This is a genomic window from Arthrobacter sp. B055-34, from assembly GCF_059090425.1.
In genome coordinates this window covers 13,310-36,910 of the sequence record NZ_JBNHFQ010000013.1, presented here as the reverse complement: position 1 = coordinate 36,910, position 23,601 = coordinate 13,310, and the positions used below count along the sequence as shown (strand labels likewise).

The following is a 23,601-nucleotide window of genomic DNA, read 5'->3' as shown; positions in this document are numbered from 1 at the left end:
GAAAAGCGGGGGATAGGAGGAACGGTGGCGCGCTACACGCTGAGGCAGCTCTCCTACTTCGCGGCGGTGGCGGAAGCGGGAACCATTTCCGGTGCCGCGGCCAAGCTGCATGTGTCCCAGACCGCCGTCGCCGCAGCGGTGACCGAGCTGGAACGAATCTTCAAGACGCAGCTGACGGTCCGGCGCAAGGCCCACGGGGTGTCGCTGACGCCGGCCGGCACGTACCTCTACGCGCAGGCCGCCGAGCTCCTGCGCTCCGCCGAGGAGTTGGAGCTCAACGCCAGCAGCGGCGGGCGGGAGCTGGCCGGGCCCTTGGTGATCGGCTGCTATGCCACCGTCGCGCCGACCATCCTGCCGGTGCTGATCGAGGGCTTCACCGTGAACCATCCGAAGGTGCAGCTGGACTTCGTGGAAGGGCCGCAGGACCGGATCCAGGAGCGGCTCTTCGCCGGGGAGCTGGACCTGGCCATCGTGTACGACATGGACCTGAGTCCCGGGCTGGGCTCGGTCCAGCTCTACGACGTGCGGGGCTATGTGCTGTTGCCGCAGGCCCACAGGTTGGCCGGCCAGCCGGAGGTTTCGCTGCAGGAGCTGGCCGAGGATCCAATGATCCTGCTGGATGCCCCGCCAAGCAGCCACCACACCATGACGCTGTTCGAGCAGGCCGGCGTGAGCCCGGCCATCCGCTACCGCACCACGGACTTCGAGCTGACGCGTTCGCTGGTGGGCCGCGGCGTCGGGTATTCGGTGCTGGTGCAGCGGCCGGCGATTGATTCCTCCTATGAGGGGCTGCCGGTGGTGCCCAAGCCGATCGTGCCAGCCGTGAAGCCCGTTGCCGTGAAGATGGTCTGGCCCGAATCGATCAGGCTGACTGACCGCGCGGAGGCCATGGTTGGCTTCGCCGCCAGCGCCGCCCGGAATGCCCGCAATCTGCCGCCTGCCTAGGCATGTGGCGGTGATTGACCTTGCTCAATCAGTGAACTCGATTAGGCTTGTGACGTGCCTAACATAGTAGAGCCGAAGCAGCTGACCAAGACGGTTATTTCCGCCCGCGGGCTCACCAAGAAGTACGGGGATTTCGCCGCTGTCGACGGCATCTCCTTCGACGTGCCCGCCGGTGAATCCTTCGGGCTGCTCGGCCCCAACGGCGCCGGCAAATCGACCACCATGCGGATGATCGGCGGCGTCTCCCAGCGCACCTCCGGCGAGCTGGCCATCATGGGTCTGGACCCGGAGCAGCATGGCCCCGAGGTCCGTGCGCATCTGGGCGTGGTCCCGCAGCAGGACAACCTGGACGAGGACCTCAGGGTCCGTGACAACCTGATTGTCTACGGGCGCTACTTCGGCCTGCCGCACAGCTACCTGCGGCCCAAGGCGGACGAACTGCTCGAGTTTGCCCAGCTCTCGGACAAGGCCAAGGCCAAGGTGGACTCGCTCTCCGGCGGGATGAAGCGCCGGCTGACCATTGCGCGCTCGCTGATCAACGAGCCGAAGATCCTGCTGCTGGATGAACCCACCACCGGCCTGGATCCGCAGGCCCGGCACATCCTGTGGGACCGGCTGTTCCGGCTCAAGGAACAGGGCGTGACTCTGGTGCTGACCACCCACTACATGGACGAGGCCGAGCAACTCTGCGACCGCCTGATTGTGGTGGACAAAGGCCGGATCATGGCCGAGGGGTCCCCGGCCGCCCTGATTCGCGAATACTCCACGCGGGAGGTGCTCGAGCTGCGCTTCGGCTCCGAGCGCAACGCTACCGTGGCCGCCCAGCTCGAGGGGATCGGCGAGCGCCTCGAAACCCTGCCGGACCGCGTACTGATTTACACGCACGACGGCGAAACATCGCTGGAACAGGTCAGCGGGCGGGGGCTTCACCCGGTGACCTCGCTAGTGCGCCGCTCCAGCCTGGAAGACGTGTTCCTGCGCCTGACCGGCAGGAGCCTCGTTGACTGAGAACAATCTCCAGCCCGGGCCAACCCCGCCCCCGGGGTCCGCCAGTGCCCGCGAGGCAGACGCGGCCACGCCGCTGTTGTCCCTCCACGTTCCCCTGACCCCGGAGCAGTCTGCCGCGAAGGCCCGGAAATACGGCTCCCTCTACTTCGCCGAGCACTGGATCCGGACCATGCGCGGCTACGGCTGGACGGTGGCCATGACGGCCGTGGGCACACCCCTGGTCTACCTGTATGCCATGGGCGTCGGCCTGGCCTCGCTGGTCGATGCCAACACCAATGCAACGCTCGACGGCGGCAATGGCGGCGTGGTTTCCTATCTCACCTTTGTGGCCCCGGCCCTGCTGGCTACGGCCGGCATCATGGTGGCCAGCGAGGAGAACACGTATCCCGTAATGTCCGGCTTCAAATGGCGGCGCACGTACTACGGGCCCAATGCCTCCCCGCTGGGCAGCCATCAGTTGGTCAATGGCCACGCGCTGGGAGTTTCCTTCCGGCTGCTGCTGACCACCGGCATCTACTTCGCGTTCCTGCTCCTGTTCGAGGCAGTGCCCGGCTCCACCGGCTGGATCATGATCTTCACGGCCGCCCTGGGCGGGATGGCTTTCGGGCTGCCGCTGATGGCCTATGCCGCCAGCATTCAGGAGGACCGCGGACAGTTTGCGATGGTCCAGCGGTTCATCGTCATGCCGCTGTTCCTGTTCTCCGGCACGTTCTTCCCGCTGGCCTCCATGCCGTGGGCGGTGCAGTGGATCGGCTGGCTTTCCCCGCTGTGGCATTCCGCAGAGCTGGGCCGGGTGCTCAGCTACGGATACGGGGAGCCGGTCTGGCTGACCATCACCCACGTACTCTATCTGGCGGTGCTGGCACTGGCCGGCTGGATCTTCTCCCAGCGGATCTATGAGCGGAGGCTGGGCAAATGAGCGCGACCGCCGGCAGCGGCCCAACTTCTTCCGGGGACCAGCTTCAGCTCCTGCCGTCGGGGCGCCCCTTCGGTTCCCTTTACTCGGGAAATGTACGTGCCGTCGTCGCACGTGGTCTGAAGGCGACGTGGGGCAGCAATTGGGCGGTCATGGCCAGCGGTTTTGTGGAGCCGGTGCTCTTTCTTATTGCCATGGGCATCGGGCTCGGCTCGCTGGTCGGAACCGTGGAAGGCCCGGGCGGCCAGGAGATCGGCTACATCGCCTACATCGCCCCGGCCCTGCTGGCCGTGTCGGCGATGAACGGCGCGGTATACGACTCCACCTGGAATGTGTTCTTCAAGCTGAACTTCGCCAAGCTGTACCAGGGCATGCTCTACACCTCGCTGGGCCCGCTGGACGTGGCGCTCGGCGAGATCACGCTGGCCCTGCTCCGCGGCGCGCTCTACGCCACGGGCTTCACGGCCATCATGGGGGTGATGGGGCTGATCACCACGCCTTGGGCGCTCCTGATGATTCCGGCGTCGGTGGTCATAGCTTTCGGGTTCGCGTCCTTCGGAATGGGCATCACCAGCTTCATGAAGACCTTTCAGCAGATGGACTGGATCAACTTCCTCATGCTGCCGATGTTCCTGTTCAGCGCGACGTTCTACCCGCTGTCCGTGTACCCGCAGGCCATCCAGTGGATGATCCAGGCGCTGCCGCTGTGGCACGGGGTGGAACTGCTGCGCCAGCTCAGCGTCGGCACGTTCACCGCCGCGACCGGCATCCACGTGCTCTACTACCTGGTCATGATTGTGCTCGGCCTGATCCTGACTACCGCGAGGTTGCGGAAACTGTTCCTGCAGTGATGGTGCGCCTGTTTTCTGCCGCCGACAGCCGGCAGGCCACGCGAGGGTAGCCATCACTCCGGGTGCGGGTGATCATGGAAGGTGCCCGATAGAACGCTTACACGAAGTTCAGGAGTTGGCGATGATAGGTACATGGCAGTCGCTGGTCATAGATTGTCCGGATCCGGATTCCCTGGCCACGTTCTACGAGCAATTGCTGGGCATGATCCGCATCCAGCACGACGAGGACGGCTGGATCAGCATCGGCGACGGGACGGGCCGCCCCGGCATCGATTTCCAGAAGGTGGAGGACTACATGCCGCCGCAGTGGCCCGGCAGCGAGCACCCGCAGCAGATGCATGTGGATGTTCGGGTCAAGGACCTGGACATCGCCGAGGAACTGGCCCTCAAGCTCGGCGCCACCAGCATGGAGTCAGGCACCAAAACCTTCCGGGTCTATCTGGACCCGGCGGGGCATCCGTTCTGCTTGGTGCTTTGGTGACGCTGCCCGGCGTGCGCGCAAATGGGCGCCGCCAAGACGGTCCGCGGCGGATCGTTCGCCTGCGGTGGAAGCAGCCCGCGCCCGGGGTCAGGATTTGAGACAATAGCTCCATGCAATCCCTTGGGAACCCCTCAGCGAATACCTCTGCCAACCGCGTCCTGCCGTTCAAGGCGGGCAACCTCGGCATCGCCGTCATGGTGCTGGTCTTTCTTTTTGCCGTTGTTTTCGCCGCCAACCAGAACGATGTGATCGGCTGGATCGTGGCCATCATCGCGCTCGGCTGGTTGCTGCTGGCTGCCTTCGTGGTGTTCAGCGTCCGGGGTGCCACCAAGAAGGCCAAGGAGAAGTTCGCCACCGCCCAGGCAGACTTCGCTGCCCAGCAAATGCCTAAGGGCACCGCCGGCGGCACCGCCGTGGTGGAGGAGCAGGTGGCCAAGGCCAACGCCGTCCGGGACGAGAAGCTGGACCACAGCTTCAAGATCGTCCAGGTCCAGGCCAAGGTGGTCCGGGACTATCTGGGCAAGGACGAGGGCATGGTGGAGCGCGCCCTCGATACCATCGAGGTGACCGCCCACAACGGCCGCGGCATGATCCGCAAGAACGACGGCGAGGGTCCGGTTACGGGCACGGTTGTCAACTGAGCTGCGGGCTTGGGTAAGGTAGTCGAGTGAGTTTGGCACCCGAGGGCATCGTTCAGGAATCCGGTACTGCAGCAGGCGGAGCAGGCATCGCGGTAAGGCAAAAATTGCGGATCGCCACCGTCAACGTCAATGGCATCAGGGCCGCCTACAAGCGCGGCATGGAAGCCTGGCTGGCGGAGCGCGATGTGGACATTCTGTGCCTGCAGGAAGTCCGGGCCCCTGACGCGATTGTGCGCGAACTGCTCGGGGACGGCTGGCACATCCTGCACGCCGAAGCCGAAGCGAAGGGCCGCGCCGGCGTCGCCATTGCCTCCCGCATCGCCCCGGTGGCCACCCGGGACCACATCGGCGACGACTACTTCGTTACTTCCGGCCGCTGGGTTGAAGCGGACTTCGAGATCCCGTCCGACGACGGCACCCAGACGCTGACCGTGGTCAGTGCCTACGTCCACTCCGGCCAGGCTGATACGCCGAAGCAGGTGGACAAGTACCGCTTCCTGGACGTCATGGGCAACCGCCTCACGGAGCTGAAGACCACCAAGGACTACGCGCTGGTGGTCGGCGACCTCAACGTCGGCCACACCACCCTGGACATCAAGAACTGGAAGGGCAACGTCAAGAAGTCCGGCTTCCTCCCCGAGGAACGGGCCTACTTCGACCGCTTCTTCGGCGACGAGCACGGCTGGCGGGACGTGCACCGTTCCCTCGCCGGCGAGGTCCCCGGTCCGTACACCTGGTGGTCGTGGCGGGGACAGGCTTTCGACAACGACGCCGGCTGGCGCATCGATTACCACATGGCCACCCCGGAGCTCGCCGCCCTCGCGTCCGACGCCGTCGTTGACCGCGCCGAGACCTACGACGCGCGTTTCTCAGACCACGCACCCTTGGTAGTGGACTACCGCTTCTAGAAAGATCCTGCTCATATGACCAGCACAACCCAGACCACCGACGACGCCGAAACCACCAAGGCCGCCGCAAGCACTTCGCGAAAGCGGCTGCTCTCCGGCATGCAGCCCTCGGCGGATTCGCTCCACCTCGGGAACTACCTCGGCGCCCTGGTGAACTGGGTCAGCATGCAGGACGAATATGACTCCATCTTCTTCGTCCCGGACATGCACGCCATCACCGTGGACCATGACCCGGCCGAGCTCGCCACGCGCACCCGGGTGACCGTCGCGCAGTACATTGCCGGCGGGATCGACATCGAGAAGTCCACCCTCTTCGTCCAGTCCCATGTGCCCGAGCATGCGGAGCTGGCCTGGGTGCTGAACTGCATTACCGGTTTCGGCGAGGCCTCCCGGATGACCCAGTTCAAGGACAAGTCGCAGAAGTCGGGAGCCGAGCACTCCAGCGTGGGCCTGTTCGCGTACCCGGTCCTCATGGCCGCGGACATCCTGCTCTACCGTCCGTACGGCGTGCCGGTCGGCGAAGACCAGCGCCAGCATCTGGAACTGGCCCGCAATTTGGCCCAGCGCTTCAACCACCGCTTCGGCGAGACCTTCGTGGTTCCTGAAGCGGTAATCCCGCGGGAGGGGGCGAAGATCTACGATCTGCAGCACCCGAACGCCAAGATGTCCAAGTCGGCCGATTCCCCGGCGGGCCTGATCAACATCCTGGACAACCCGAAGACCGCGGCGAAGAAGATCAAGTCCGCGGTAACCGACGACGGCACCGAGATCCGCTTCGACCGCGACACCAAACCCGGCGTGTCCAACCTGTTGACCATCTACTCCACGCTCAGCGGCAAGAGCATCGACTCGATCGTCGCGGATTACCAGGGCAAGATGTACGGCCACCTGAAAGTGGATCTGGCGGAACTCGTGGTGGAGCGGTTGGCGCCGATCCAGAGCCGTGCCCAGGAACTGCTGGACGATCCGGCCGAGCTGGACAGGCTGCTGGCCCGCGGCGCCGAAAAGGCCCGCGGAATCGCCTCGGCTACATTGGCCGATGTGTATGACAAGGTCGGTTTCCTGCCCGCAGGAGCACGGCGCTAGCAATGTGCCAGCACCCGCTGCAGGTGGACCCCGGCGTCGCCCCGGACGGCGGCGTCCGTCCGGCTGCCCTGCCTGAGGTGGGCTGTGCCGGCGTCGTTATCGGTATTCCGGAGCCGCTGGCCGGCGACCTTGAGAGCTGGCGTGCCTCCTTCGGCGACCCGATGGCCGCCGTCATCCCGCCGCACGTCACGCTGGTGACAACGACGCCGGTAGCGGACTGGGCTGCGACTACCGAACACGTCCGCCGGATTGCCCGCAGCCAGCAGCCTTTCACCGTAGCCCTGCGTGGCACCGGCAGCTTCCGGCCGGTGTCGCCGGTGGTCTACCTCAACATTGCCGAGGGCTTCGATGAGATCGTTGCGCTGCACCGGAAGCTGCAGGCGGGACCGCTGGCCCGGGAGCTGGAATTCGACTTCCACCCGCACATCACCGTGGCCCACGATGTCAGCGATGCCGGCATGGATGCGGCCGAAAATAAGCTTGCTGACTATGACGCTTCCTTCGCCGTCAGTAGCATGGGCCTGTACGAGCACGATTCGTCAGGAGTCTGGATACTGCGGGAAGAGCTGAGCTTTGGGACAGAAATCGGCGCAGAGGGCAGCGCGCAAGGCGACGGGCAGCAGCGGGAGTAAATCCGAAACACCGCATCCGCTCGAACGGCAGAAGCTGAAGGTTGTCGAGCTGGAAAAGCGGCGCGCCTTCGTCCGGGCCCGGCGCCAAAGCTCCACGGGCAAGACCGTGTTGGCCGCCCTGCAGTACTTTCTGGCGAAAGCCCATGCGTGGCGGGTCATGCGGGTCTGGATGCTCTACAGCATGCGCCACGGGCCGCTCATGGCGGCGGGCAGCGCCTACAATATGTTCTTCTCCGTGGCAGCGATGCTGGTGGCGGGATTCTCCATCTTCGGCCTCATCGCTTCCGGAAACCGCGACCTGCAGCTGGCCGTGGTGGAAGTGGTCAACGATTCCACGCCCGGGCTGATCAATACCGGCGACGGCGGCCTGGCCACCCCGAAACAGCTCTTCTCCCAGAGCGGGGCGTTCGGCATCACGCTGATCATTTCCACGGCCGCCATGATCCTGACCTCCCTGGGCTGGATTGCCGGCCTGCGCGAGGGGATGCGCGGTGTCTTCGGGCTGCCGCCGCTGCAGGGGAACCCGGTTCTGATCAAGCTCAAGGACGTCGGTACGCTGCTGTTGCTGGGGGTGGCGTTGATGCTGACCTCGGCCGTGGCCGGCATAGCGAACACTGCGCTGGACTTGATCATCAATCTGCTCCATTTCGAAGGCGGCGCGGTGGTTCCGCTGACGAAGATGACCGCGGTGCTGGTCATGCTGCTGCTGGACATGGTGGCCGCCGTGGTGCTGTTCCGGATCGCCTCAGGTGTCCGCATGCCGCGCAGCATCATGTTCCAGGCAGCGCTGATCGCCGGGATCGGCAGTACCGTGCTACGGTACTTCGCGTCGGACCTGCTGGGCACCGTGGGAAACAACCCGCTGCTGGCGCCGTTCGCGGTGATCCTGGGCCTGTTTGTCTGGTTCTACTTCCTCAGCCAGGTGTACCTGATAGCGACGGCGTGGGGCGCCATCGGCAAGGCGGACCTGCACGCCCGGGAACAGGCCGGCGGCCGGACACGCGGCTTCCTGTCCCTGCGCCGGCGCGCTCAGCTGAAGCAGGACGGTAGCCTCGACCACGCGCTCGACGGCGCCAGCGTTCCGTGAGCAGTCTGCCAGGCTGCAACCGTCCTGCCGGTTCCGCTACTGGTTCCGTCCGGCAGGGTCAGCTCAGCGGGTCTTCGGTATCCAGGTACTGGTTGGCCCAGGCGGCGATCAGCAGGCCGGCGCGGTCCGTTTGATCCCGGTCGGTCAGCATGTGGTTGCTGCCTTCGAGCGAGATGAATGACTTGGGGTGCTTGGCCGCCGCGAAGATCTCTCCGGCGTTCTCCACGCCCACGGTGTTGTCGGTGGGGGAGTGCATGACCAACAGCGGCCGGTCCAGGTTGCTGATGCAGCCGGTCAGGTCGGTCCGGCGCAGATCTTCCACGAGTTGCCGACGGATTTCGAGCCGTTTGCCGCCCAAGGTGATTTCGGCCGAGCCGGTGCGCTCAACGTCGTCAATCTCTTCGTCGAAAAGGTGCATCACATGGTCCGGCCGGAACGGGGCGGCCACGGTGGCCACGGCCTTGACCTCGTCGAGGCTGCCGACCGCGCCTAGCACGGCGGCCCCGCCGAGGGAATGGCCGATCAGCAGCGAGATCCGGCGACCGCTCTCGCGCATGAACGCCGCCGCACTGCCGATGTCCGCCATTTTTGTGGAGAAGGTGGCCGCCGACCAGTCTCCGGTGGAGCCGCCCAGGCCCGCGGCATCGTACCGCAGCACGCCGATGCCGTGCCGGGCCAGTGCCTTGGAGATCCGGGCCGCGGCCGCGCTGTTCTTGCCCAGCGTGAAGCCGTGGCAGAACAGCGCCCAGGCCCGCACTTCGCCGTCGGGTATATCCAGGACCCCGGCCAGCGTGGTGCCGCCAACCCCTGGGAAGCTCACTTTCTCGAACGTGGTCATGCTGCTCCTGTCTGGCCCTCGAGCCGGAATGCGGGCGGATGGTTAAAAGCGTAAGGTGCCGATTCCTGACGAATCGGCACCTTACGTTTGCTGGCAGGTCGTAAGGACCTGACGGACCCGGCAAGCCGGGACGGATCAGATCTTGCGGTTCAGCACGGCGTTCTTGACCTCGGCGATCGCCTTCGTCACCTGGATGCCACGCGGGCAGGCCTCGGTGCAGTTGAAGACGGTGCGGCAGCGCCACACGCCTTCCTTGTCGTTGAGGATCTCCAGGCGCATGTCGCCGGCATCGTCGCGCGAGTCGAAGATGAAGCGGTGCGCGTTGACGATGGCGGCCGGGCCGAAGTACTGGCCGTCGGTCCAGAAGACCGGGCAGGACGAGGTGCACGCAGCGCACAGGATGCACTTGGTGGTGTCGTCGAAACGCTCGCGGTCCTCGGCGGACTGCAGGCGCTCACGCGTCGGCTCGTGGCCCGAGTTGATCAGGAACGGCATGATCTCGCGGTAGGACTGGAAGAACGGCTCCATGTCCACGATCAGGTCCTTCTCCACCGGCAGGCCCTTGATCGGCTCGACGAGGATCGGCTTGGAAGTGTCCAGGTCCTTCAGCAGCGTCTTGCAGGCCAGGCGGTTGCGGCCGTTGATGCGCATGGCATCGGAGCCGCAGACGCCGTGGGCGCAGGAACGGCGGAAAGAAACGGAGCCGTCGTGCTCCCACTTGGCCTTGTGCAGGGCATCCAGCACGCGGTCCGTGCCGAACATGGTCAGCTTGAACTCGTCCCAGCGGGCTTCTTCCGAAACCTCGGGATCGTACCGGCGAACCTTCAGCGTGATGTCGAAGCTCGGGACTTCCCCTCCGCCGCCGACCCCGGGGGCCAGCTCGACCTTTGACGGTCCTTCGGGAATTTCGGTCGGGGTGCTCATTAGTACTTCCTCACCATCGGTTCGTAGCGCGTGAATACAACCGGCTTCGTTTCCAGACGGATACCGGCAACGGACTCGGACGTAGCCAAGTCATCCTTGTATGCCATGGAGTGCTTCATGAACTTTTCGTCATTGCGGTCCGGGAAGTCTTCCCGGAAGTGGCCACCGCGGGATTCCTCGCGGTGCATGGCGGCAACGGTCATGACCTGGGCCATGTCCAGCAGGAAGCCCAGTTCCACGGCTTCGAGCAGATCCAGGTTGAAGCGGCGGCCGCGGTCTTGGATGCCGATGTTCTTGTAGCGCTCACGCAGGGACGCGATCACATTCAGCGTTTCGTTCAGGGTCTGCTCGGTGCGGAAGACCTGGACATTTGCGTCCATGGTGTCCTGCAGTTCCTTGCGCAGCTGGGCAACGCGTTCGGTGCCGTTGGCCGCACGGACCTGTTCGATCAGATCGATCGTGAACTGGTCGGCGTTTTCCGGAACCTCCACGTACTCCGCTACCTTGGCGTACTCGGCGGCGGCGATACCGGCGCGCTTGCCGAAGACGTTAATGTCCAGCAGCGAGTTGGTGCCCAGTCGGTTGGAGCCATGAACGGAGACGCAGGCTACCTCACCGGCGGCGTAGAGGCCGGGGACAACCGTGTCGTTGTCCTGCAGAACCTCGGCCTTGATGTTGGTCGGGATGCCGCCCATCGCGTAGTGCGCGGTCGGGAACACCGGCACCGGCTCGGTGTACGGTTCCACGCCCAGGTAGGTGCGCGCAAATTCGGTGATGTCCGGGAGCTTGGCGTCGATGTGCGCCGGCTCCAGGTGGGTCAGGTCCAGCAGGACGTAGTCCTTGTTCGGGCCGCAGCCACGGCCCTCGCGGACCTCGTTGGCCATTGAACGGGCCACGATATCGCGGGGCGCAAGGTCCTTAATCGTCGGGGCGTAGCGCTCCATGAAGCGTTCGCCGTCGGCGTTGCGCAGGATGCCGCCTTCGCCGCGCGCGGCTTCGGAGAGCAGGATGCCCAGGCCGGCCAGGCCGGTCGGGTGGAACTGGAAGAACTCCATGTCTTCCAGGGGGATGCCTCGGCGGAACGCGATGCCCATGCCGTCACCGGTCAGGGTGTGGGCGTTCGAGGTGGTCTTGAAGACCTTGCCCACGCCGCCGGAGGCGAAGACCACGGACTTGGCCTGGAAAACGTGGATCTCGCCGCTGGCGAGGTCATAGCTGACGACGCCGGCAACACGCTTCTGCATGTAGGGAGTTCCGTCTTCGCGGAGTGCTTCCTCCTCGACCAGGAGCAGATCCAGAACGTAGTACTCGTTGTAGAACTCAACGTTGTGCTTGACGCAGTTTTGGTACAGGGTCTGCAGGATCATGTGGCCGGTACGGTCGGCAGCGTAGCAGGCGCGGCGGACCGGGGACTTGCCGTGGTCGCGCGTGTGTCCGCCGAAGCGGCGCTGGTCGATCTTGCCTTCGGGCGTGCGGTTGAAGGGCAGGCCCATCTTTTCCAGGTCCAGCACGGCGTCGATGGCTTCCTTCGCCATGACCTCGGCGGCGTCCTGGTCTACCAGGTAGTCGCCGCCCTTGACCGTGTCAAAGGTGTGCCATTCCCAGTTGTCTTCTTCCACGTTCGCCAGCGCGGCGCACATGCCGCCCTGGGCAGCGCCGGTGTGGGAACGGGTGGGGTAAAGCTTGGTCAGTACTGCTGTTCGCGCGCGCTGGCCTGATTCAATGGCGGCGCGCATACCGGCGCCACCGGCACCGACAATAACGACGTCGTACTTATGGACCTGCATACCAGATGCTCTTTCTGTTGAAACCAAATGTTCTTCACGGGCTGATGCTGCCTCGGGTGCTGCCCCGATGGCAGCGCCCGCGGCGTTCTGCTGGATGTTCTGCCGGCCGCGTTTCCGGCGCGGCCGGGCGCCGGACTACGGCGCGGGGCAGAAGGAAGGCAGCAGTTCAGCAGCGGCGTTCGGCGGGCACGGATCGAAGGTGAAGATCACCAAGGTGCCGAGCACAATGATGACGGCCGTGGCCGCGTAGAGAACGGTCTTGAGCCAGAAGCGCGTGCCGTCCTTGTCCGCGTAGTCGTTGATGATGGTGCGCACACCGTTGGTGCCGTGGAGCATGGCCAGCCACAGCATCGCCAGATCCCAGATCTGCCAGAACGGGTCGGCCCACTTGCCGGCCACGAAGCCGAAGTCGATGGCATGCACGCCCTCGCCAACCATGAGGTTCACAAACAGGTGGCCGAAGATCAGGACAACCAGGACGAGGCCCGAAACGCGCATGAACAGCCATGCGAGCATTTCAAAGTTGCCGCGGGAGCTGCCATGGCGGGTGTACTTGGGAGCAACGCGACCGGAGCGCGGTGCCTGGATTTCAGATGTAACTGCCATGATTAGTGACCCCCGGTGAATGCGAGCGTAAGGTGACGGATCAGGAACGGAACCATGACGAGAACCCACAGCCCGACAACGCCCCACAACAGCTGTGCCTGGTACTTCGGGCCCTTCTTCCAGAAGTCCACGAGGATGACACGCAGTCCGTTAAAGGCGTGGAAGACGATGGCTGCTACCAGCCCCGCTTCCAGAAGGGCCATGAACGGGTTTTTATACGTGGCTATAACGACGTTGTATGCCTCCGGCGATACGCGTACCAGCGCGGTGTCCAGTACGTGTACTAAGAGGAAGAAAAAAATTGCGACGCCGGTGACGCGGTGTCCTACCCATGACCACATGCCTTCTCGGCCGCGGTAGAGGGTTCCTGCTGGTGTCTTCGACACTGAATTAACCTCCCTGCATCGCAAGGGCGCTAGCGTGGTTTCCACGCAGAGTTACGCCATGCGAGAGCGCTCTTCGTTCTAGACTAATCTAGGCTTCGCTCAGGGCTTATTCAATTTGAAGACATGGTCATGTGAGCTTTTTAACAGCGGCGCTGTCACGAACGGCCGATCCGCGCGAAATAGGGGCAAATTAGGCCATTTAGGCCATTAAAACGTGCCCTATTCCCGGCCTCGCAGACGGGCTTCGAAGCCAGTTCCCGGCGTTCACGCTGCGGACAGCCCTTGACAGGCGCGTGCACCGGATACCTCCACAGGATGAGTACGCCCGGCGCCGGACTGGTCTACCTTTGAAGTGATGACTACTGATAAGCCGCTGGGCAATGGCCCGGCCAATGAAGACAATGTGCTGGACCGTTTTTACGGTGTTATTCCGGCCGGCGGGGTGGGGACCCGGTTGTGGCCGCTCTCGCGGGCGGCGGCGCCGAAGTTCCTGCATGACCTGACCGGGTCCGGGAGCACGCTGATCCGGGCGACGTATTCGCGCCTGGAGCCGTTGTGCGGGGACCGGACCATGGTGGTCACCGGCACCGCGCACCGCAAGGCGGTGCTGGCGCAGCTGCCGGAGCTGACAAAGAACAACCTGGTGCTCGAGCCCGAACCGAAGGACTCCGCGGCCGCGATCGGGCTGGCCGCAGCGATCCTGTACCACCGGGATCCGCGGATCATCATGGGTTCCTTCGCCGCGGACCAGGTGATCAACCCGGTGGAGAAGTTCCAGGACGCGGTGCGCGAGGCCATCCATACCGCCGCCGAGGGCTACATCGTCACGATCGGGATCACCCCCAACCACCCCTCGACCGGGTTCGGGTACATCCGCACCAACGGGAACCTGGGCATCGGCGCGGCGCCGAACGCGCTCGGGGTGACCGAGTTCGTGGAGAAGCCCGACGCCGAGACCGCGCAGGCATACCTGGCCGAGGGCGGGTATTCGTGGAACGCGGGCATGTTCGTGGCCCCGGTTCAGCTGCTGCTCAAGCACCTGGAGACGAACGAGCCGCTGCTCTACGCCGGGCTGATGGAGATCGCCGCGGCCTGGGACACCCCTAAGCGCCGCGACGTGGTCCGCCGGGTGTGGCCCGGGTTGGCGAAGACCGCGATCGATTACGCGGTGGCGGAGCCGGCGGCCGCGGCCGGGGACGTGGCGATGATTCCCGGCGACTTCTCCTGGGACGATGTGGGGGACTTCGCCGCGATCGGCCGGCTGAACGCCGCGTCGGAGACGAACAACCTGACAGTGCTCGGCGAGGGCGCGCGGGTGTATGCGGAGAACTCGACCGGGATGGTGGTCTCCGATACCAAGCGCGTGATCGCGCTGATCGGCATTAACGACGTCGTTGTCGTAGACACCCCGGACGCGCTGCTGATCACCACCAAGGAACACGCCCAGCAGGTCAAGAAGGCCGTCGAATCCCTCCGCGCCAGCGGCGACACCGACGTCCTCTGAAACGGGCCGCATGGTTCGCTTAACGCGGGTACGTTGAACGCGGCTCTTCCGGCGGCAACTGGGTAGAGTTTGTCTGTGCAGACTATTTCAGAGACTTCGGACAGCATTCCCCGCATAGGTGTGTGGACGGCCCCGTTCGTGGACGGGTTGCGGCAGTTCCGTCGGGATCTGCACCAGCATCCGGAGTTGTCCCACAAGGAGTTCCGTACGACGGCCAACCTCATTGCCCGACTGCGGGAGGCAGGGCTTGAGCCTGTGCCGCTGGAGGGAACCGGGCTGTACGTGGACATCGGCGAGGGGCCGCTGGCCATCGGCCTGCGTGCCGACATCGATGCGCTGCCGATCATGGAAGAGACCGGGCTGGAATACGCCTCGGTTAATAAGGGCATCAGCCACGCGTGCGGCCACGACATCCACACCACGGTCATGCTCGGCGTGGCCCTGGTGCTGTGCAAGCTGGAAATGGAAGGGGAGCTCGGCGGCCGGGTGCGCGTCATCTTCCAGCCGGCCGAGGAGACCATGCCGGGCGGCGCCTTGGCCGTGATTGAACAGGGCGTCCTGGTGGATGTGCCCCGCATCCTCGCCCTGCACTGCGACCCCCGCGTGGATGTGGGCCAGGTGGGCACCCGGATCGGCGCCATCACCTCGGCATCGGACACCATCCGGATCGAACTCTCCGGACGCGGCGGGCACACTTCGCGGCCGCACCTGACCGAGGACCTGGTCTTCGCGCTGGCCGAGATTGCCGTCAACGTCCCGGCGGTGCTGAGCCGCCGGATCGACGTGCGCAGCGCGGTCTCCGTGGTCTGGGGCCAGATCCGCGCCGGCGCCGCGCCGAACGCCATTCCCGCACACGGGTTCATGGCCGGCACCATGCGCTGTCTCGACGGCGAGGCCTGGCATGCCGCGGGCGAGTTGCTCGATGAGGTAGTCACGCAGGTGGCGGCGCCGTTCGGCGTCGAAGTGAAGCTTGAACACATCCGCGGCGTGCCCCCGGTGATCAACACCGAGCGGGAAACCGGTTTGATCGAAGCCGCCGCACGGCTGGAGCTTGGCCCCGGCTCCGTCATACTGACGCCTCAGTCCATGGGCGGCGAGGATTTCGCGTGGATGACGCAGGAAGTTCCCGGCGCGATGATGCGGCTGGGCACGCGGACGAAGGGCGGCGAGACGTTCGACCTGCACCGCGGCGACTACACGCCGGACGAGCACGCGATTGGCGTAGGAGTGCGCGTCATGGCCGCCGCCGCCGTCATGGCCTGCCGCGGCAAGGACCAGGGCTAGCAGCCTGACCGCAGATGAACCGGAGCCGGGGCACGCAGCCGGGCCCCGCCGTCGTCGTTTGTTCTGTGGCGATACCAGTAAGTAACAAATTTTCAACAATGTTCGTCCAAGTGCCGGAAATTGATACTCTGCCCTACCCGCGGCCACTATTGTAGGCTCGTAACGCACCTGCAGGACGGGTGCGCCCGCCGCGCGGATGCCAGTGGTGACAGGACACGATCCTGACTGCACTCAGTGGTTTACGGCAGTGGGGCAATCTTTCTTTTTTGGAGGAACCTTGAAGAAATCACTGCGCACCATCAAGCGCGGCACCGGCGTGTCCGCGGCCATGCTCGGCGCATCTGCCCTCGTCCTCGCCGGTTGCGGCGCGCCTCCGGCCGAAACCGAAGGCAGCGCGGGAGCGGAAGGAGCCGATTACCTCGGCTGCATCGTTTCCGACTCCGGTGGCTTCGACGACCGTTCCTTCAACCAGTCCAGCTACGAAGGCCTGAAGATGGCCGAAGAGGGTCTGGGCATCCAGATCCAGCAGGCCGAGTCCCAGGCGGAAACCGACTTTGTGCCGAACGTGGACGAAATGGTGCAGTCCGGGTGTGACATGGTCCTGACCGTCGGCTTCCTGCTTGGCGATGTCACTAAGGAAGCCGCCGCCGCCAACCCCGAGACCCACTTCGCCATTGTCGACTACTCGGATCCCGAGTTCACCGATAACGTCAAGCCGATCGTCTACGACACGGCCCAGGCCGCCTTCATGGCCGGCTACCTGGCCGCCGGTGTCACCGAGACTGGCAAGGTCGCCACGTACGGCGGCATCCAGATTCCCACCGTCACGATTTTCATGGATGGCTTTGCCGACGGCGTGAAGTACTACAACGAGCAGAAGGGCGAGGACGTCCAGCTGCTCGGCTGGAACAAGGAGCGGCAGAACGGCACCTTTGTCGGTAACTTCGAAGACCAGGGCAAGGGCAAGACCAATACCCAGAACTTCATCAACGAGGGCGCGGACATCATCATGCCCGTCGCCGGCCCGGTGGGTCTGGGGACCTTGGACGCCGTGATCGAAGCCAACGAAGCAGGCAAGGAAGCCAAGGTCGTGTGGGTTGACTCGGACGGCTACGAAAGCGCCGGCAAGGGTGAAGAATTCATCCTCACCTCGGTCATGAAGGGCATGGCTGCCTCCGTCGAGGACGTTCTCCGGACTGATCTAGAGGGCAACTTCGACAGCACGCCGTACGTCGGCACACTGGAAAACGAGGGTGTCTCGCTGGCGCCGTTCCACGATCAGGAAGCCAACGTTCCGGATGAGCTGAAGCAGGAGCTGGAGACCATCAAGGAATCCATCATCTCCGGCGAAATCACCGTTGAATCCGAGGCAAGCCCCAAGTAGCAGCTGAACCGGCCGGACCGCCGCCTCCGTGCGTTCATCCGCATGGGGCGGCGGTTCGTTCTGTTATTGGTGCGATCGGTTTAGGCTGTAGACAGTTCGCCCGTTGCACGAAAACGTTCCGCTGACACCTATAAAGAACAGGTTGGTTGGGGTTTTGAAGCTCGAGCTAAAGGGAATTACCAAGAAATTCGGTTCCTTTGTTGCCAACGACCACATAGACCTCGTGGTCGAACCGGGACAGGTACACAGCCTGCTTGGCGAGAACGGCGCAGGGAAGTCCACGTTGATGAACGTCCTTTACGGTTTGTACGAACCCACCGAGGGACAGATCCTGATCGACGGCAATCCGGTTGAATTCAACGGCCCCGGCGATGCCATGGCTGCGGGAATCGGCATGGTGCACCAGCACTTCATGTTGGTACCGGTGTTCAGCGTGGCGGAGAACATCGCCCTGGGCAACGAGGCGACCAAAGCGGGCGGGATCCTCAACCTGGACGAGACCCGGACCAAGATCCGGCAGATTTCCGAGCAGTACGGCTTCCACGTCGACCCGGACGCCGTGGTGGAGGACCTGCCGGTCGGCGTCCAGCAGCGGGCCGAGATCATCAAGGCGCTGGTCCGCGATGCCGAGGTGCTGATCCTCGATGAGCCCACGGCCGTCCTCACGCCGAAGGAAACCGACGAACTGCTCGCGATCATCGCCCAGTTGAAGTCGGATGGTAAATCGATTGTCTTCATTTCCCATAAGCTCCGCGAGGTCAAGGCCGTCTCCGACCTGATCACGGTCATCCGCCGCGGCAAGGTGGTCGGCGATGCGGATCCCAACGCCTCCACCACCGACCTGGCCTCCATGATGGTGGGCCGCTCGGTGAGCCTGTCCCTTAACAAGGCCCCTGCCCAGCCGGGGGAAGCAACCTTTGCCATTGACGGCCTGACCGTGACGTCGCCGACGGGACAGCGGGTGGTGGACAACATCTCCCTGCAGATCGCCCGGGGCGAGATCCTGGCCGTCGCCGGTGTCCAGGGCAACGGCCAGACCGAACTCACCGAGGCCATCCTCGGCCTGCAGGAGCATGTCTCCGGTTCCATTCGGCTTGAGGGCAAGGAGCTGGTGGGACGCGGCACCAAGGAGATCATCAACTCCGGCGTCGGCTTTGTGCCGGAGGACCGCAGCGTGGAGGGACTGGTCGGCGCCTTTTCGGTAGCCGAGAACATGATCCTGAACCGCTATGACCAGGCGCCGTTCGCCAAGGGGCTGGCCATGAAGCCGGCGCTTGTGGCGGAGAACGCCGCCGAGCGGATCGCCGAGTTCGACGTCCGGACGCAATCGGCCACTGCTGCCGCGGGCACGCTCTCCGGCGGCAACCAGCAGAAGGTGGTGATGGCCCGCGAGCTGTCCCGGCCGCTCAAACTCTTCATCGCCTCGCAGCCGACCCGCGGCGTCGACGTCGGTTCGATCGAGTTCCTGCATAAACGGATTGTGGCAGAACGGGACCAGGGCACACCGGTGATGATCGTATCCACGGAACTGGACGAAGTCCTGGAGCTGGCGGACCGCATCGCCGTGCTGTACCAGGGGCGGCTGATGGGCATAGTTCCCGGCAACACCTCGCGCGACACCCTGGGCCTGATGATGGCGGGGATGGGCGCGGAAGAAGCGCAAGGCACTGATCCGGCACGCACTGATCCTGAAAGCGGGGACAAATGAGCGAGGACGAGCATAAGCACGCCCGGAAGAAAACCGACGAGCACGCCTCCGAGGTACGCCTTGAGGCCATGGTCGACACGGACGACGGCCGGATTGCTCCGCCGCCGGTACCTGCCACCGCGCAAAGCGGAGACCTCCACCCCGAAGCCAGCTCGCAGACGGTAGTCCAGCGGATCATGAGCGGCGACGCCCTGGTGGCCGTGCTCGCCGTCGTACTCTCGCTGATTGCCGGTGGAATCCTGATCGCGCTGACGGACGAGGACGTTGCGCAGAGAGCCACCTACTTCTTCGCCCGGCCGCAGGACATGCTGCTGGCGGCCTGGTCGGCCGCGTCCGAGGCCTACCTCGCGCTCTTCCAAGGGTCCGTCTTCAATTTCGAGGGCGAGACCTTCACACGGATGATCTCCCCGCTGATGCAGACCCTGACGGTGGCGACGCCGCTGATCTGCGCCGGTCTGGGCGTGGCGCTGGCCTTCCGCGCAGGCCTGTTCAACATCGGCGCCCAGGGCCAAATCATCATCGGTGCCACGCTGGCGGCCTGGGTCGGTTTCAGCCTGCACCTCCCGGTGGGCATCCACCTGCTGCTGGTGATCGTGGCCGGCATCATCGGCGGAGCGATCTGGGGCGGACTGGTGGGCCTGCTCAAGGCGAAGACCGGCGCGCACGAGGTCATCCTGACCATCATGCTCAACTACGTGGCGATCTACCTGGTCACCTATTTCCTGACCACGCCCGCCTTCCAGCGCCCGGGCTCCTCCAATCCGATCAGTCCCCAGCTGGATGAAACGGCCATGTATCCGCCGCTGTTCGGCGACGCCTTCCGGCTGCACTGGGGCTTCATCGTGGCGCTGCTGGCCACGGTGTTCGTCTGGTGGCTGCTCAAGCGGTCGATCATCGGCTTCGAACTGCGCGCGGTGGGTGCGAACCCCGTGGCGGCGCGCACCGCAGGCATCAGCGTGACCAAGGGCTACGTTGTGGTCATGCTGATCGCCGGGGCGCTGGCCGGACTCGCCGGCGTGGCCCAGGTGGCCGGTACCGAACAGGTCCTGTCCTCCGGCGTGGCAGCCAGCTTCGGCTTCGATGCCATCACCGTGGCTCTGCTGGGACGCTCGACGCCGTGGGGAACGTTCTTCGCCGGGCTGCTGTTCGGCGCGTTCCGGGCCGGTGGCGTGACCATGCAGATCAGCACCGGGACCAGCATCGACATTGTGCTGGTGGTCCAGTCCCTGATCGTGCTCTTCATCGCGGCCCCGCCGCTGGTCAGGGCGCTGTTCCACCTGCCCGAGCCCGGCAAGACCAAGGGGCCCAGGAGCCCCAAGGGAGCCAAATCCCGCAAGCCCGCCACGACCGGAGGTTCAGCATGAGCACGGCAGTGTCAACCGCGCCCGAGCAGAGCATCACCCGCGCCGGCGCGGTGCGGAGCTGGAAGACTCCCATTACGCTGGCCGTGCTGGCCGTCTTCGCACTGCTGGTCTTCGCCATCGGGGCGCCCGGCAACGAGGTGACCTTCCGGCTGTCCGACCCGGGAGATGCCATCGTGCTCCCGCCGATTGTCGTCTTCGCCCCGGTCATGGGCTGGATCGGCGCGGTGATCATGCTTGCCGCAGCCGCGCTGGCCTTCGTGCAGGTCCGGGCGGGCCGGCCGGTCCCGGGCTGGCTGATCGCCGTGTTCGCCGTCGTCTTTGTGGCGGCCTTCCTGAGCTGGATTGTCGGCAGCGCGCGCACGCCCAACGTGGCGCTCTATGGTCTGCTGGCCGGATCCGTGACGCTGGCCGTGCCGCTGATCTTCGGCTCGCTCTCGGGCGTGCTGTGCGAACGCTCCGGCGTGATCAACATTGCCATTGAGGGACAGCTGCTCTTCGGCGCGTTCTCGGCAGCGGTCGCGGGATCCCTGTCCGGCAGCGCCTTCGTCGGCCTGCTCGCCGCCGCCGTCGGTGGCGTCCTGGTCTCGCTGGTGCTGGCGGTGTTCAGCATCAAGTACCTGGTCAACCAGGTCATTGTCGGCGTGGTGCTCAACGTGCTGGTGTCCGGTCTGACCGGGTTCCTGTTCTCCACCGTGCTCAGCGCCGATGCCGAAACCTGGAACTCCCCGCCGCGCCTGCCGGTCATTTCCATTCCGTTCCTCTCCGACATTCCGATCATCGGACCCATCCTGTTCGAGCAGGCCATTGTGGGCTACCTGATGTATGTCGCCGTCGCGGTGATCTACGTGGGTCTGTTCCACACCAAGTGGGGCCTGCGGACCCGGGCCGTCGGCGAGCACCCCAAAGCGGCGGATACGCTGGGCGTCAAGGTCAACCGGATGCGCTTCATGAACGTGTCCCTGGCCGGCGTCGTGGCCGGACTCGGCGGCGCGTTCTTCACGCTGGTGTCCGTCTCCAGTTTCGGCCGCGACATGACGGCCGGGCAGGGCTACATCGCCCTCGCCGCGTTGATCTTCGGCCGCTGGAATCCGATCGGCGCCTTCTTCGCGGCCCTGCTGTTCGGCTTCGCCACCAACCTGCAGTACGTGCTCAGCTTCCTGGGCACCCCGGTACCCAACCAGTTCCTGGCCATGCTGCCGTACATCGTGACCATCTTCGCCGTCGCCGGTTTGGTCGGCAGGTCCCGGGCACCGGCGGCCAACGGCGTGCCGTACATCAAGGGCTGACATGACGGAGATGCCAGCGTATCCGACCAACGACGGCGGAATGTCACCTAACGATGGCGGGGCGTCACCCGACGACGGCCGGGCGTCGCTGAACGTCCACCCGGCCGAGGCGGACCAGACCGGGGCGGACCCCGCAGAGGTGGACTGGGCGGGCCTGCAGGACGCGGCGCGCGCGGCCTCCGCGCACGCCTACGTGCCCTACTCGAAGTATCCGGTGGGCGCGGCGGCCCTGACCGAGGACGGCCGGATCGTCTCTGGGGCGAATGTGGAGAACGCCTCCTACGGCCTGACGCTGTGCGCGGAATGTTCACTGGTCAGCGCACTGCATATGTCCGGCGGCGGGCGGCTAGTGGCCTTCAGCTGCGTCGACGGCGCCGGCAACATCCTCATGCCGTGCGGGCGCTGCCGCCAGTTGCTCCACGAATTCCGGGCGCCCGGCATGCAGCTGATGACCGTTTCCGGCATCAAGTCCATGGAAGAGGTTCTGCCGGACGCCTTCGGTCCCGAAAACCTGGGCTGAGTCCTGGCACGCTGAAAGAAGGAGAGCCACGTGAGTGAGAAGTTCGACGCCGTCGACATCATCCGGACCAAACGCGACAAGGGCACGCTGAGTCCCGAGCAGATCGCCTGGACCATCGACGCCTACACCCGCGGCGCCATTGCCGATGAGCAGATGTCCGCCCTGAACATGGCCATCCTCCTCAACGGCATGAGCCGCGAGGAAATCTCCCAATGGACGACGGCGATGATCGCCTCGGGCGAGAGGATGGACTTCTCCTCGCTCGGCAAGGCGACCAGTGACAAGCACTCCACCGGCGGTGTGGGGGACAAGATCACCCTGCCGCTGGCCCCGCTGGTAGCCGTCTTCGGCGTTGCCGTCCCGCAGCTGTCCGGCCGCGGGCTCGGGCACACCGGCGGAACCCTGGACAAGCTGGAGTCGATCCCCGGCTGGAGCGCGGACCTGTCCAACGACGAAATGATGGCCCAGCTGGCCGATGTGGGTGCGGTGATCTGCGCCGCGGGCGCCGGCCTGGCCCCGGCGGACAAGAAGCTCTACGCCTTGCGCGATGTCACCGGTACGGTGGAGGCCATTCCACTGATCGCCTCCTCCATTATGAGCAAGAAGATCGCCGAGGGCACCGGTTCGCTGGTGCTGGACGTCAAGGTCGGCTCCGGTGCGTTCATGAAGGACGAGGACATGGCCCGCGAGCTGGCCGAAACCATGGTGGGCCTGGGCAAGGATGCCGGCGTGAACACCGTGGCCTTGCTGACCAATATGCGCACGCCGCTGGGACTGACCGCGGGCAATGCCATCGAGGTGGAGGAGTCCGTGGAGGTGCTGGCCGGCGGCGGCCCCCAGGACGTGGTGGAACTGACAATCCGGCTGGCCGAAGAAATGCTGCAGGCTGCCGGTGTGCCGGACGCGGATCCGGCCGCCGCGCTCAAGGACGGTCGGGCGATGGACGTCTGGAACCGCATGATTGAGGCGCAGGGCGGCGATCCGCGGGCCGCTTTGCCTGTCGCCAAAGAATCCGAAGTGGTCTATGCCGCAGCGGACGGCGTCCTGCTGGACCTGGATGCCCTCTCCGTCGGCGTCGCCGCGTGGCGACTGGGTGCCGGCCGCGCCCGCAAGGAGGATCCGGTCCAGGCGGGTGCCGGAGTGCGGATGCATGCAAAACCGGGCGCGATGGTCCGGGCGGGTGAGCCGCTCATGACCCTGCTGACGGACACGCCGGACAAATTCGACCGGGCGAAGGAAGCGCTGGCAGACGCCGTCGTTATTGGTCCCGAAGGGGACAGGCCTGCCCAGCAACTGGTCATCGACCGCATCGCCTGAGCTCCCCCTACCCCAGTGCGCGGAAACTGGGGTAGAGATAACTACATCGGATGGACAAACCTCTTCCGCAGCTGCCATACCGCGTGCATAATTGTTGCCATACCGGTGCCCGGGGGGAGTGGCCGGAGCCGCGGCTGT

23 protein-coding genes are annotated in these 23,601 nt (G+C 65.1%); 18 read left to right on the top strand and 5 right to left on the bottom strand.

Annotation, left to right across the window (positions count from 1 at the left end; translation table 11 throughout):
* The first annotated feature begins 24 nt into the window (after positions 1 to 24).
* The 10 genes from AC5RWO_RS19555 to AC5RWO_RS19510 all read left to right on the top strand — a co-directional run bounded on the left by AC5RWO_RS19555 (position 25) and on the right by AC5RWO_RS19510 (position 8,555).
* Positions 25 to 945: a LysR substrate-binding domain-containing protein gene (locus tag AC5RWO_RS19555; RefSeq protein WP_498733328.1), complete on the top strand. Its 921-nt coding sequence runs from the start codon at positions 25 to 27 to the stop codon at positions 943 to 945.
* Between the two features lie 54 nt (positions 946 to 999).
* Positions 1,000 to 1,953: an ABC transporter ATP-binding protein gene (locus AC5RWO_RS19550; protein WP_498733326.1), complete on the top strand. Its 954-nt coding sequence runs from the start codon at positions 1,000 to 1,002 to the stop codon at positions 1,951 to 1,953.
* On the top strand, positions 1,946 to 2,872 hold the full coding sequence (locus AC5RWO_RS19545) for an ABC transporter permease (RefSeq protein ID WP_498733324.1): 927 nt from the start codon (positions 1,946 to 1,948) through the stop codon (positions 2,870 to 2,872). Before AC5RWO_RS19550 ends, AC5RWO_RS19545 begins: the two co-directional genes overlap by 8 nt.
* Entirely contained in the window at positions 2,869 to 3,720 is an 852-nt protein-coding gene (locus tag AC5RWO_RS19540; protein WP_498733322.1) for an ABC transporter permease, read from the top strand. The genes AC5RWO_RS19545 and AC5RWO_RS19540 overlap by 4 nt, the downstream gene beginning before the upstream one ends.
* 121 nt (positions 3,721 to 3,841) lie before the next feature.
* Positions 3,842 to 4,201 carry a VOC family protein gene (locus tag AC5RWO_RS19535; protein WP_498733320.1) on the top strand — a complete coding sequence of 120 codons (360 nt, stop codon included), beginning with the start codon at positions 3,842 to 3,844 and terminating at the stop codon, positions 4,199 to 4,201.
* Between the two features lie 110 nt (positions 4,202 to 4,311).
* Entirely contained in the window at positions 4,312 to 4,842 is a 531-nt protein-coding gene (locus AC5RWO_RS19530) for a hypothetical protein (RefSeq protein WP_498733318.1), read from the top strand.
* Between the two features lie 86 nt (positions 4,843 to 4,928).
* Positions 4,929 to 5,750: an exodeoxyribonuclease III gene (locus AC5RWO_RS19525; RefSeq protein WP_498733437.1), complete on the top strand. Its 822-nt coding sequence runs from the start codon at positions 4,929 to 4,931 to the stop codon at positions 5,748 to 5,750.
* 15 nt (positions 5,751 to 5,765) lie between these two features.
* A complete protein-coding gene (gene trpS / locus AC5RWO_RS19520) occupies positions 5,766 to 6,836 on the top strand; it encodes a tryptophan--tRNA ligase (protein ID WP_498733316.1) in 1,071 nt (356 codons plus the stop codon).
* A 2-nt stretch (positions 6,837 to 6,838) separates the two neighbouring features.
* Complete coding sequence (locus tag AC5RWO_RS19515; RefSeq protein ID WP_498733314.1) at positions 6,839 to 7,468, top strand: 2'-5' RNA ligase family protein; 630 nt, start codon at positions 6,839 to 6,841, stop codon at positions 7,466 to 7,468.
* Positions 7,410 to 8,555, top strand: a complete 1,146-nt coding sequence (locus AC5RWO_RS19510) for a YihY/virulence factor BrkB family protein (protein ID WP_498733312.1) — start codon at positions 7,410 to 7,412, stop codon at positions 8,553 to 8,555. Before AC5RWO_RS19515 ends, AC5RWO_RS19510 begins: the two co-directional genes overlap by 59 nt.
* 58 nt (positions 8,556 to 8,613) lie before the next feature.
* Here AC5RWO_RS19510 and AC5RWO_RS19505 read toward each other — a convergent pair whose 3' ends face one another.
* The 5 genes from AC5RWO_RS19505 to sdhC form a co-directional block, all read right to left on the bottom strand.
* A complete protein-coding gene (locus tag AC5RWO_RS19505) occupies positions 8,614 to 9,393 on the bottom strand; it encodes an alpha/beta hydrolase family protein (protein ID WP_498733310.1) in 780 nt (259 codons plus the stop codon).
* A 135-nt stretch (positions 9,394 to 9,528) separates the two neighbouring features.
* Entirely contained in the window at positions 9,529 to 10,317 is a 789-nt protein-coding gene (locus AC5RWO_RS19500) for a succinate dehydrogenase iron-sulfur subunit (RefSeq protein WP_139006896.1), read from the bottom strand.
* On the bottom strand, positions 10,317 to 12,104 hold the full coding sequence (sdhA, locus tag AC5RWO_RS19495) for a succinate dehydrogenase flavoprotein subunit (RefSeq protein ID WP_498733308.1): 1,788 nt from the start codon (positions 12,102 to 12,104) through the stop codon (positions 10,317 to 10,319). Before sdhA ends, AC5RWO_RS19500 begins: the two co-directional genes overlap by 1 nt.
* A gap of 135 nt (positions 12,105 to 12,239) precedes the next feature.
* Complete coding sequence (locus AC5RWO_RS19490; protein ID WP_498733306.1) at positions 12,240 to 12,710, bottom strand: succinate dehydrogenase hydrophobic membrane anchor subunit; 471 nt, start codon at positions 12,708 to 12,710, stop codon at positions 12,240 to 12,242.
* A 2-nt stretch (positions 12,711 to 12,712) separates the two neighbouring features.
* Positions 12,713 to 13,096 carry a succinate dehydrogenase, cytochrome b556 subunit gene (gene sdhC / locus AC5RWO_RS19485; RefSeq protein ID WP_139006899.1) on the bottom strand — a complete coding sequence of 128 codons (384 nt, stop codon included), beginning with the start codon at positions 13,094 to 13,096 and terminating at the stop codon, positions 12,713 to 12,715.
* A gap of 355 nt (positions 13,097 to 13,451) precedes the next feature.
* On the opposite strand from sdhC, the gene AC5RWO_RS19480 reads away from it, so the two are divergent.
* The 8 genes from AC5RWO_RS19480 (at position 13,452) to AC5RWO_RS19445 (ending at position 23,463) form a co-directional block, all read left to right on the top strand.
* The gene (locus tag AC5RWO_RS19480; RefSeq protein WP_498733304.1) at positions 13,452 to 14,600 is read left to right on the top strand and encodes a mannose-1-phosphate guanylyltransferase; all 1,149 of its coding nucleotides are present in this window, start codon (positions 13,452 to 13,454) and stop codon (positions 14,598 to 14,600) included.
* A gap of 105 nt (positions 14,601 to 14,705) precedes the next feature.
* Entirely contained in the window at positions 14,706 to 15,884 is a 1,179-nt protein-coding gene (locus AC5RWO_RS19475; RefSeq protein WP_498733435.1) for an amidohydrolase, read from the top strand.
* A 277-nt stretch (positions 15,885 to 16,161) separates the two neighbouring features.
* Complete coding sequence (locus AC5RWO_RS19470; RefSeq protein WP_498733302.1) at positions 16,162 to 17,268, top strand: BMP family lipoprotein; 1,107 nt, start codon at positions 16,162 to 16,164, stop codon at positions 17,266 to 17,268.
* Between the two features lie 154 nt (positions 17,269 to 17,422).
* Entirely contained in the window at positions 17,423 to 18,976 is a 1,554-nt protein-coding gene (locus AC5RWO_RS19465; RefSeq protein WP_498733300.1) for an ABC transporter ATP-binding protein, read from the top strand.
* Positions 18,973 to 20,340 carry an ABC transporter permease gene (locus AC5RWO_RS19460; protein ID WP_498733298.1) on the top strand — a complete coding sequence of 456 codons (1,368 nt, stop codon included), beginning with the start codon at positions 18,973 to 18,975 and terminating at the stop codon, positions 20,338 to 20,340. Before AC5RWO_RS19465 ends, AC5RWO_RS19460 begins: the two co-directional genes overlap by 4 nt.
* Positions 20,337 to 21,626, top strand: a complete 1,290-nt coding sequence (locus tag AC5RWO_RS19455; RefSeq protein ID WP_498733296.1) for an ABC transporter permease — start codon at positions 20,337 to 20,339, stop codon at positions 21,624 to 21,626. Before AC5RWO_RS19460 ends, AC5RWO_RS19455 begins: the two co-directional genes overlap by 4 nt.
* A gap of 40 nt (positions 21,627 to 21,666) precedes the next feature.
* Positions 21,667 to 22,146 (top strand): cytidine deaminase, encoded by a 480-nt coding sequence (locus AC5RWO_RS19450; protein WP_498733433.1) that lies wholly within the window; start codon positions 21,667 to 21,669, stop codon positions 22,144 to 22,146.
* A gap of 30 nt (positions 22,147 to 22,176) precedes the next feature.
* Complete coding sequence (locus tag AC5RWO_RS19445; RefSeq protein ID WP_498733295.1) at positions 22,177 to 23,463, top strand: thymidine phosphorylase; 1,287 nt, start codon at positions 22,177 to 22,179, stop codon at positions 23,461 to 23,463.
* The last annotated feature ends 138 nt before the right edge of the window (positions 23,464 to 23,601 follow it).